Here is a 6,520-nt window from a genome sequence, read left to right on the forward strand (position 1 = left end):
AGAACTTATATTCCCTTTTGTATAGAACATTTGTTCTTGCATATATGTATCATTTTCCTTATCCTTCTGTCAACCCCCTTTTCCCAAAATAAAAAAAGCCCATGGCTTCTCTCAAAACCATAGGCTTTCTCCAATTTTAACGTATTCCCTTACGGAATCAGCAGTGTCTGCCCCTCGAAAATCATATCTGCATTTGCCAATCCGTTTGCCTCCATGATTTTCTGAATCCCGCTGCTGTCCCCGTAAAATTTCCTGCTGATAAATCCTAAGCTGTCGCCGCTTTCCACGGTATAGCTTCGCTTTTGTTCCGGCTGCTCCTCTGCGGTCTGCGGCTGCTTCTGCACCGCAAAAACGCTCTGCACCCTCGCATCCTCCAGATTTTCCGCCAACGTCTGATAGGAGGTCTGCATTGCCGTCAATTCCTTCTCCACAAGCTGCAATCTGCCAAGGCTCTGCATCATTGCCATTCCCATGCACACGCACACCACACAAAGCACGCCGCTCACCGCCAACAGCATCAGATCATGCTCCCTTTTTGCCTGCTTCACCACCGTTTCGCGCTTTTGCAGCACCCTGCGAATCTCCTTTGCCGCATCCATCCGCTCCTCCTGCGTGGGCTTCTTCCGTCGTCTTGCGCCCTCCTTCGGCTGCTCTACCGCACTCTCAATTTCTGCCGCTTCCTCCCTTGGGCGAATCATGCTGTTATCGAGCATATATTCCTGCATCTCCCGGTTTCTGTCATAGTATACAAAATACCCTCTTGCCTGCCGCAGTCCACTCCCGTCCTCATTATAGAGATAAAAGCTGTCCAGCCTGTCCACTGTGTCCATCGCAAAAAGCACCTGCCAGTCCTCCTTGAAATATTCCCGATGGAACTGCTCGTCCTTCGCCGTCAGAAATGCCCCGAAGCCCGGTTGGCAATGCACCCAGCCGACCACCGTCATCCCCTTAAAGTATTGCTGCAGCTGCCCGCCGATGTATTCCCATGTTTCATCGCCAAATCGCTCTGTGCCGCCTTCCTGCACCGTTCCCTTCGCCTGTATTGCGCCCGAAATCAAAAGCACCCTCTGCCCCTCAAGCTCATAATATTTCCCGACCAGCGCCGCCAGCTTTTCTGCTCCGCCGCCGCTTCTTCCATATTGATAAAGATATGTATATACATAATCCTCTACAAAGATTCTGAGCCGCTGCTCAATGCCGCCCATCTGCTTCGTCCGCTTCGGCATAGCAAATTCCGCCCTGCGTTCCCTTTCACCGTCAAATTGATATTGCATCCTGTATCCTCCTTTGCACTTTCTCTTTGCCAGACTGAAAATCGTATCTTTCCATTCCTGTCTACAAAGATACCATTTCTTCTTTGCATATCCTGTCAAACGCTGTCGGTGATGCCCCTTTTTCCTCTGCAATATCCGTCTTTTTTCGCCCTCCGCACACAAAAAAGCGGTCTGTTGCAGACCGCCCTTCTCTTATTCTTCTGTTTTTCTTTTTCTTACTCTCGGCTTCTTCAGACTCCTGCTGTTTGTTCCGTCCAGACATTCGTCCCCTCGCTTCAGCGAAACCACGCCTGTTCGCCCCAGCTCCAGAATCCCGTATTCCTTCATTAACTCGATAAACGCATCCAGCTTTTTCGTTTCCCCTGTCAGCTCCATCGTAATCGCATCGGTGGAATAATCAATAATCTTATTGCGGAATACATTCGCCGCATCAATGATTTCCTGTCGGTTACTGCGGTCTGTTGCCACCTTTAACAGCACCAGCTCTCTGCAAACCGATTTTTCCGCCACCATTTCCTTTACAAAATGCACATCGTGCAGCTTTCTCAGCTGCTTGATCATCTGGTCTCTGTCATGGTCATTCCCCGTAATCATAATCGTCATACGAGAAACCTGCGGATTCACCGTTTCCCCAACCGTCAGCGTATCAATATTATATCCTCTGCGCGCAAAAAGCGATGCAATTCTTGTCAGCACGCCGTATTTATTCGTTACCAAAAGCCCTATCATATATTTTTTCATACTTACCGACCTCCCTGCAAAATCATTTCATCAATGGATTGGTTTGAAGGCACCATCGGGTATACCATATCCTCTCGGTCAATCTCGCATGCAATCACAACAGGCCCTTCTGCCGCCTTCGCCTTCTGCATGGCATCCGCCATTTCTTCCGTTGTTGTCGCACGGTATCCCTCTGCCCCCATTGCCCTTGCAAATGCAACGAAGTCCGTTTTTCTGTTTGTTGTCGTCTGAGAATAATGCCCGTTGCTGAAAAACCTCTGCAGCTGCCGTACCATCCCCAGTACACCGTTATCCATCAACACCACAATGACAGGCAGTCCTTCCGTCACCGCTGTCCCCAGCTCATTAAAGTTCATCGCAAAGCTGCCGTCCCCCGTAAAGAGTACGGTTTTCCTTCCTGTCCCGATGCAGGCACCGTTTGCCGCCCCCATACCAAAGCCCATCGTGCCAAGGCCGCCGCTGGTCAGGAAGGTGCGCGGCTGTGCAAAGGGATATCTCTGCGCCACCCACATCTGGTGCTGCCCTACGTCCGTTACAATCGGCGTATCCTTCGGCATAACTCTGCTGACCGCATCAATAATCGCATCTGGTGTTAATTTCCCGCTGTAGTCGGTTGCGTGCATCCGCCCAAAGGCGCGCATTTCGGCAATTTCCGCCTGCCATTTTTCCTTTTTGCCGCCTTCCACCGCAGCCAGAATTTTCCCCAGAATCTCCTTTGCGTCCCCAATCAAGGGCAGGTCAACCGTTATGCTTTTATCCACCTCTGCCGGATCAATTTCAATATGAATGATTTTCGCTTTCGCCGCATATTTCTGCTTATCTCCAACCGCGCGGTCACTGAACCTCGCCCCAACAGCTATCAGCAGATCCGCCTCGGCAATCGCCTTTGTTGATGCATATTGTCCGTGCATCCCAGACATTCCGAGGCTTGCAGGGAAGTCGGTCGGCACCGCATCCACGCCCATCAGGCTATGACAAATCGGCGCATCCAGTCTGCGGGAAAGCTCCATAATTTCTTCCCCTGCATCCGCCATAATCACACCGCCGCCGCAATAAATGCAGGGACGTTTTGCCTTTTCCATCAGCTTCACCGCCTGTGCAATTTCCTTTTCGGTATATTCCCCTGCAATTTTGGGAATTTCCACAGGCGGCTTAGGCGTAAACCTTGTCTTTTTCTGCTGGACATCCTTCGGAATATCAATCAGAACAGGCCCCGGTCTGCCCGATGCCGCAATGGCATACGCCTCTCGGATATCCTCCGCCAGCTCCTCCACGCGCGCTACACGGTAGCTGTGCTTGACAATCCCATACGTCAGGCTGAATACATCCACCTCCTGAAAATTATCCTGCCCAATCAGCGTTGTGGGCACATTCCCCGTAATGATAACCAGCGGAATCGAATCCAGATAAGCTGTCGCAATCCCCGTTACCAGGTTCGTTGCGCCCGGGCCGGAGGTCGCCAGCACCACGCCCGTTTTACCTGTTGCTCTGGCATATCCATCCGCCGCATGAATCCCTCCCTGCTCATGGGAGGGCAATACATGACGAATCCGTCCCTCGTTTCGGTAAATCTGCTCATATAAATCCAATACCGTCCCTCCGGGGTAGCCAAAAATTACATCTGTGCCCTGCTCCAGCAGCGTTTCCATCAATATCTGCGCGCCTGTCATCTCCATAACCATCTCTCCTTTGTGCTTCTTCTGTATTCCTCTTTTGTTCAAATAAAAAGACCCGACAGTGAGCGCTGCCGGGTCGTTCTAATTTCTGTCAAAGCAAATATCGCCATTCCTGCCGATTCGCTGAAATCCGAGCATCACTCAAAAGACCGCTGTCACTGCCAAAACCAGAAGCAGCACGCCGCCAAGAAGGACGTTCAGATTTTCAGATACGAATTTTGCTCTCATAAAAATTTCCTCTTTTGTAAAATAATTATCTTCTGTATGCTATGTACTTTTCCTCGTACATAAAATAATGTATTTAATTTAGCACATTTTTTTAGAAAATGCAAGGTCTATCTGCTTTTTCTTTTTCCCGTTTTTACATCAGCGGAGCCAGCCATTTCAGCAGCCACCCCTCCAGCCGCAGGAAAAAAGTGCCTTTTTTGCGGTTTTCCAGGGTAACCTCCTGACATTTTTCCAATGTCCTTTGAAAATCCTTCTCAATCTCCGTGATTTCCTCCACCTGATATAAAAACGCCGCACATTCAAAATGCAGATACAGGCTGCGATAATCCAGATTGATTGTCCCCACAACCGCCTTTTCATCATCGCTTGTGAATATCTTTGCATGCACAAAGCCGGGTGTATATTCATAAATCCGCACCCCCGCCTTGAGCAGCTCCTTATAATGGCTCTTTGCCAATGCGAATACAAATTTCTTATCCGGAATATGCGGTAAAATCAGCTTCACATCTACGCCACGCTTCGCCGCAAAGGTCAGTGCCGTAATCATGCTCTGGTCGATAATCAGATATGGTGTCATGATATGCACATATTTTTTCGCACGGTTTAGAATATCCATATAAACCGTTTCGCCAACCGGTTCATCATCAAATGGACTGTCCCCATAAGGCAATACAAAGCCCTTTGCCTGTGAGGCTTTCTCCGCCTTCTGCAAATATTTTCCGTATTCCGGCTCCTTCTCCGTTACGTTCCACATCTGCAAAAACATCATCGTCAGCCCCTGCACCGCATCGCCCTTGAGCATCACCGCAGTGTCCTTCCAATGCCCGTGTTTCTCCACACGGTTGATATATTCATCCCCGATATTCACGCCGCCCGTAAAGCCGACCTTCCCGTCAATCACAAGAATCTTTCTGTGGTCGCGGTTGTTGTAATGCGTGGAAAGAATCGGGCGAATCGGCGCAAACATCTTGCATTGGATGCCCTTCGCCTTGAGTAGCTCTGGGTAACGAAACGGCAAATCAAACATCGCACAGGTTCCGTCATACATCACCCGTACCTCAACACCTGCCTGCACCTTCCGTTCCAGAATCTCCAGAATTTTTTCCCACATATAGCCTTCCTTCAGGATGAAATATTCCATAAAAATGAACTGCTCCGCCTGCTCCAGCTCCGTCAGCATTGCCGCAAATTTGTCCTCACCAAGCGGAAAAAATGTCACCTCTGTATTCTGATAGGTTGCAAAATTACCGTTTTTATGCACATATCTCGCCAGCTGCGCCGTCCCGATGTCTTTCTGCTCCAAGGCATCCAGAACCGCCTCATCCTGCTGCACAAATGCTTCCGTCTGCTTATAAATATCATTCAGACGTTTCGCCAACAGCCGATACCCCGGCTGCGTTTCCACATATACATATAACGCCGCGCCAACCAGAGGCAGCAGCATCGTGATGACCGTCCACATCAGCTTTGTTTCCGGTGTCGTTTCCTTATTCAAAATCAAAAGCACAATGCCAAGTCCAAGCACCATATAGCCGCCGAAAAACATCGGTATGTACGGACGGAAGAAATTCACTACGCCGCCTATCAGGATAATCTGCGCCAGAAACGAAACCGCAATAATCGCCGTTCGTCCGTAAATCACACGCATCGCGCCCTTGCGCCCTTTCTGAAAAACACTGCTATCGCCTAATGGCTTTTTTCCATCCTTGCTCATTCGCGTTCCGCCTCAATTCGATCTCTCAATGCCTGCATCCGCAAGTCCAGCTGACTGCTCGCCTCCGCACATCTCTGCAATTCCTTGGAAATTTCCTCTGCATTTTCGATATTTTTCTTATATTTCAGCTTATGCTCCAAACTTGCCCAGAAATCCATCGCAATCGTGCGAAACTGCACCTCTACCTTCATATTCTTCTTTTCGTTCGATAAGAAAATCGGAACCTCCAAAATCAGATGCAGACTTCTGTAGCCGTTCGGCTTCGGGTTTATGATATAATCCTTCACCTGAATCACGCGAATATCATCCTGATCCGTCAGCATCTTCGCTGTCGCATAAATATCATCCGGAAAGGAGCAAATCACACGAATCCCTGCCACATCCGCAAGGTTTTCCTCAATCCCCTTCACGCTGATTTCAAAGCCCTTTCTTCGCAGCTTTTCAAGAATACTTTTCGGTGTTTTGATTCTGCTCTTAATCGATTCAAAAGGATTGCGGTTATTTTTCATGGTAAATTCAGCATTCAACACATTCAGCTTCGTCTCCACTTCCATCAATGCACATCTGTATTGCATCATCAATTCCATAAATCCGCTTGCCTGTTCAATCAATCCTTCAGGAAACCCTGATGCAGTCAGTGCCTCCAAGTCAATCACTTTATTTAATTCCATCTTTCCGCCTCCTTCTTCATTATATTAAGTATAGCATATCCGACTATTCTTGTCTATTTTTGCTATTTTCTGACAAAAAAAGACTCTCCCATAAGGGAGAGTCTTCATTCGCTTATTTCAAAACCAATCGGTTTTCATTAGCTGTTTGCTTTTGCTGCTTTGTATTTTCTTACAGCGTCAGCCAGTTTAGGCAGGATCTGCTTCAGATCGCCAACG

The 6,520-nt window shown here is 48.6% G+C and carries 5 protein-coding genes; all 5 read right to left on the reverse strand.

Annotated features, from left to right (window positions below; translation table 11 throughout):
- Positions 1-149 precede the first annotated feature (149 nt).
- Entirely contained in the window at positions 150-1,274 is a 1,125-nt protein-coding gene (locus GPK49_RS01890) for a LysM peptidoglycan-binding domain-containing protein (RefSeq protein ID WP_215676561.1), read from the reverse strand.
- Positions 1,275-1,466: 192 nt separating this feature from the next.
- Entirely contained in the window at positions 1,467-2,015 is a 549-nt protein-coding gene (gene ilvN / locus GPK49_RS01895; RefSeq protein WP_016407478.1) for an acetolactate synthase small subunit, read from the reverse strand.
- Between the two features lie 2 nt (positions 2,016-2,017).
- Positions 2,018-3,691, reverse strand: a complete 1,674-nt coding sequence (gene ilvB, locus GPK49_RS01900; RefSeq protein WP_016407479.1) for a biosynthetic-type acetolactate synthase large subunit — start codon at positions 3,689-3,691, stop codon at positions 2,018-2,020.
- A 361-nt stretch (positions 3,692-4,052) separates the two neighbouring features.
- Complete coding sequence (gene cls / locus GPK49_RS01905; RefSeq protein ID WP_215676562.1) at positions 4,053-5,633, reverse strand: cardiolipin synthase; 1,581 nt, start codon at positions 5,631-5,633, stop codon at positions 4,053-4,055.
- Positions 5,630-6,304, reverse strand: a complete 675-nt coding sequence (locus tag GPK49_RS01910) for a GTP pyrophosphokinase (RefSeq protein ID WP_016407481.1) — start codon at positions 6,302-6,304, stop codon at positions 5,630-5,632. Before GPK49_RS01910 ends, cls begins: the two co-directional genes overlap by 4 nt.
- Positions 6,305-6,520 lie beyond the last annotated feature (216 nt).

It is taken from the genome of Clostridium sp. MCC345 (genome assembly GCF_018785345.1).
Classification (GTDB): domain Bacteria; phylum Bacillota; class Clostridia; order Lachnospirales; family Anaerotignaceae; genus Anaerotignum_A; species Anaerotignum_A faecicola.

What these genes read in the sequence shown, in the direction of transcription:
- GPK49_RS01890 (WP_215676561.1), bottom strand. Translation starts at nt 1,274, where the DNA reads ATGCAATATCAATTTGACGGTGAAAGGGAACGCAGGGCGGAATTTGCT.
- ilvN (WP_016407478.1), bottom strand. Translation starts at nt 2,015, where the DNA reads ATGAAAAAATATATGATAGGGCTTTTGGTAACGAATAAATACGGCGTG.
- ilvB (WP_016407479.1), bottom strand. Translation starts at nt 3,691, where the DNA reads ATGGAGATGACAGGCGCGCAGATATTGATGGAAACGCTGCTGGAGCAG.
- cls (WP_215676562.1), bottom strand. Translation starts at nt 5,633, where the DNA reads ATGAGCAAGGATGGAAAAAAGCCATTAGGCGATAGCAGTGTTTTTCAG.
- GPK49_RS01910 (WP_016407481.1), bottom strand. Translation starts at nt 6,304, where the DNA reads ATGGAATTAAATAAAGTGATTGACTTGGAGGCACTGACTGCATCAGGG.